Here is a 3,747-nt window from a genome sequence, read left to right on the forward strand (position 1 = left end):
GGTTCTTTTTTTTCTATTTTTAGTTTTTCCATTTTTCATCATAAAGTAAAATAAACGTAACATAATTGTAATATAGTTTCAACAATAGGGGGATATTTCTTAAAATATTTAAAGAAACAAGGTAGGAATTCTCATCCTACCTTGTTCTTTAATTTTTTTCTATGCGAGTAACCCCACCCATATAAGGAACTAGTACTTCTGGTATAGTTACACTACCATCTTCATTTTGATAGTTTTCTAATACAGCAGCAACAGTTCTACCAACAGCTAGTCCTGAACCATTTAATGTATGCATGTAGTGAATCTTGCCATCGTTATCCCTATAACGGATCATTGCTCGACGTGCTTGAAAATCTTCACAATTAGAACATGAACTGATTTCTCGGTATGTTTCTTGTGCTGGAATCCATACTTCTAAATCATATGTTTTAGCAGCAGAGAAGCCCATGTCACCTGTAGACAATGCCATTACACGATAAGGCAATTGTAATTTTTGTAAAATGTCTTCCGCATTTGCAGTCATTTTCTCCAATTCTTCATAAGAGTGTTCTGCTTCACTTAGTTTAACCATCTCGACTTTATTGAATTGATGTAATCGGATTAATCCACGAGTGTCACGACCAGCACTGCCAGCTTCTGAGCGGAAAGAAGGACTTAATGCTGTGAAATAGACCGGTAGTTGGTCAACATCCAATATTTCTCCATTATAATAATTCGTTAAAGGAACCTCAGCAGTAGGAATCAAGGTAAGATCAGTTTCCGCTAATTGGAAAACATCTTCTTTGAACTTAGGAAACTGTCCAGTTCCAAACATTGCATCGCTATTAACAATGTATGGAGTGATCATTTCAGTATACCCGTGTTCATAAACATGCTGATCCAACATAAAATTGTATAGAGCGCGTTCAAGACGGGCGCCCAATCCTTTGTAGTAAACGAAACGGCTACCGGCTACTTTTGCGCCTCGTTCAAAATCTAATATTCCTAAGTTTTCCGCAATATCCCAATGAGGCTTTGTTTCAAAGTCAAATTCTTTTGGTGTAGCCCAGCGTCTTACTTCAACGTTGTCATCTTCGTCTTTTCCAACTGGGACAGAATCATGAGGCAGGTTAGGTAATGTTGTTGCAATCAGTTTGATTTCTGAATCAATTTTTGCAATCTCGTCATCAAGAGCCTTGATTTTATTACCGACTTCTTTCATCTCAGCAATTTTATCATCTGCCTCTTTTTTTGCTCGTTTTAATTGAGCTATTTCTGCAGAAACTTCATTTCGGATTTTTTTTAAATCTTCAGTTTCTACTAGAAGTTGTCTTCTGCGTTCATCTAACTTTAAGAATTCTTCTAATACTTCTTTTTTTACGCCGCGGGTCTGTAATTTTGTTTGGACTTTGTCAAAATTTTGTCGAATCATTTTAATATCTAGCATAATTTTTCCTCCTTGTTTTCATATAAAAAAAGACCTTTTTATCCCTATTCTTGGGACGAAAAGATCTTTCGCGGTACCACCCGAGTTCAGCATAGTGCTGCCCTTGTTGCCCGTAACGTGAGCACACGATCTTTCTTTCAAAAGATACACTTTAATGAACTGGATTCCATTTTTTTCATTACTGATTTTCACCAACCACCAGTTCTCTGAAAAAGAAAAAAATGTACTAGGTTCTATGCTTAGTAGTAAGTATTTTCTCTAGAATAGCGAAAAAGCGCTAGTTCGTCAACCATAGTTTTGGGTATTTGTTAAATCGTTTCTCTTTAACGGGAGATGGATAATAAAGGAGGTCCATTCAGGAGTAGATTTTGCAAAAATATACCCACCATGCAAAGCAACGATGCTCTGAGCAATGGCAAGACCTAGTCCAGTACCTCCAGTTTCCTGCGACCGTGATTCCTCAACACGATAGAAGCGATCAAATAAAGAGTCCAAAGAATGTTTTGGAATCATTTGACCATTGTTCTTAACTGTCAGAATGGCTTCAGTTCCTACTTTTTCTACTTCCATTACGATTTTGTCAGCACCTTTTCCATACTTTAAAGCATTAGACAATAAATTATTGAAAACCCGTACAAGCTTCTCTGTGTCGCCATCCATAATAATATGTTCTGGCCGAGTATAAGTCTCGATCTTTATCCCTTTACGACTTGCTTCTAACTCAAAATCTGCAGCTAATTGCTCAACTAATTGCGCCATATCGAAAGAAATTACGTTTATTGGAACACTAGGCTGTCTTACTTTCGTATACTCAAAAAGGTCATCTACTAAGGATTTCATTTGCTTTGCTTTGACATAGGCGGTATGGGTATATTTCAACAATTCATCTTCAGAATGGTATTGTCGATCCTCAATTAAGCCTAAATAACCGATAATCGAAGTCAATGGAGTTCGGATATCATGGCTTACATTCGTAATCAGCTCATCCTTTGATTGTTCGATTCGTCTCTCATCCTCAATTGCCGCAACTGTACTGTCTACTAATACATTAATGTTTGAAACGATTCGATTGAGATCGCCCCTCAATTCAAAAGGAATACGATGATCATAATTTCCCTCTGCAATATAATGAAGTTCACTAATAATATGTCGTAATTGCATTTGACGGTATCGGCGTATTAGGCGCCAATATAAAACAATCACATCTAATAAAAAGAACAGAGGAATAATGAAATTACGACCACTTTGAAAAATATTTGTATTAAAAGCAGAAGTAAAAGCGTTTTTTGATTCATAAATAGCCTCCACCAATAGTGGTGAATTTTCACGTATCGAAGTCAGAATGACTAAAATTGCGACATTTAATAGAAGCAAAAGGATCACAGTAACAATTCCTTCTGCAAATAATTCACTGATTTCTTTAGACGTGAGCGTGATACGCTTCTTTTTTTCTATTGAATTACTTCGCATCTATTTTATAGCCAACTCCCCACACTGTTTGAATGACTTTCTCACCATCAGTTGCTTCTTCTATCTTATCACGCAGATGACTCACATGAACCATTACGGTTTTTGCTGACACAACACTCTCTTGCTTCCATACACGCTCAAAAATTTCATCGGCACTAAACACACGATTGGGATGGGATGCTAATAGATAGAGAATGCCAAATTCAAGAGCAGTCAATTGGATTTCATTTCCTGTAATTGTTTTTACTTCGTGAGAATCACGATTAATGATCAATGAACTGACTTCTAAAATATCTGGTTGATTTGAGGGTGCTTGCATTTTTGTTCTTCTGAGTAAAGATTTCACACGAGCCATCACTTCTAGTGGATTAAAGGGTTTTGTTACATAGTCGTCTGCACCAGCAACCAATCCGCGTATTTTATCCATATCCGTAGTTTTAGCTGTTAACATGATGATTGGGATTTGCGATTCTTTTCGCAATTCTTTTACAACTTGCATACCATCCATTTCGGGCATCATGATATCCAATATAAGTAATTCGATATCAGGTGTAGTTCTAATTTTTGTTAAAGCCTCTTTACCATCATAAGCTTTTACAGCCTCATAACCTTCGTTATGAAGATAGATACTTAATAATTCAACAATCTCTTTATCATCATCAGCAACTAATATTTTCATATGAATCCTCCTAGGAACATTATTCTTTTCCCCTATTTTAGCAAATATTCCAGGAAATTGATAAAATCATACTTAAATTTATAAGAATGATAGGAAATTATCGCTTCTGCAAGAATAAAAACCGAACATTGATAAATGAGTTAAACTTCATAGTTTATAAATAGAGCAAATA

Annotated in this window: 3 protein-coding genes and 1 other annotated feature; all 3 genes read right to left on the bottom strand. The window is 35.9% G+C overall.

The window, feature by feature from the left end:
- Positions 1-148 precede the first annotated feature (148 nt).
- The 3 genes from serS to Q0A12_RS14715 all read right to left on the bottom strand — a co-directional run bounded on the left by serS (position 149) and on the right by Q0A12_RS14715 (position 3,575).
- A complete protein-coding gene (gene serS / locus Q0A12_RS14705; RefSeq protein WP_291293378.1) occupies positions 149-1,426 on the bottom strand; it encodes a serine--tRNA ligase in 1,278 nt (425 codons plus the stop codon).
- A gap of 48 nt (positions 1,427-1,474) precedes the next feature.
- Positions 1,475-1,676 (bottom strand) — a binding site (T-box leader).
- A gap of 35 nt (positions 1,677-1,711) precedes the next feature.
- Entirely contained in the window at positions 1,712-2,896 is a 1,185-nt protein-coding gene (locus Q0A12_RS14710; protein ID WP_291293379.1) for a HAMP domain-containing sensor histidine kinase, read from the bottom strand.
- Positions 2,886-3,575, bottom strand: coding sequence for a response regulator transcription factor (locus tag Q0A12_RS14715; protein WP_003129151.1), 690 nt, complete (start codon positions 3,573-3,575; stop codon positions 2,886-2,888). Before Q0A12_RS14715 ends, Q0A12_RS14710 begins: the two co-directional genes overlap by 11 nt.
- Between the last annotated feature and the right edge of the window lie 172 nt (positions 3,576-3,747).

This window comes from Enterococcus sp. (assembly GCF_022711995.1).
In the GTDB taxonomy this organism is placed as follows: Bacteria; Bacillota; Bacilli; order Lactobacillales; family Enterococcaceae; genus Enterococcus_D.

Coding starts and splice junctions, on each gene's coding strand:
- serS (WP_291293378.1), bottom strand. CDS start 1,426: ATGCTAGATATTAAAATGATTCGACAAAATTTTGACAAAGTCCAAACA.
- Q0A12_RS14715 (WP_003129151.1), bottom strand. CDS start 3,575: ATGAAAATATTAGTTGCTGATGATGATAAAGAGATTGTTGAATTATTA.
- Q0A12_RS14710 (WP_291293379.1), bottom strand. CDS start 2,896: ATGCGAAGTAATTCAATAGAAAAAAAGAAGCGTATCACGCTCACGTCT.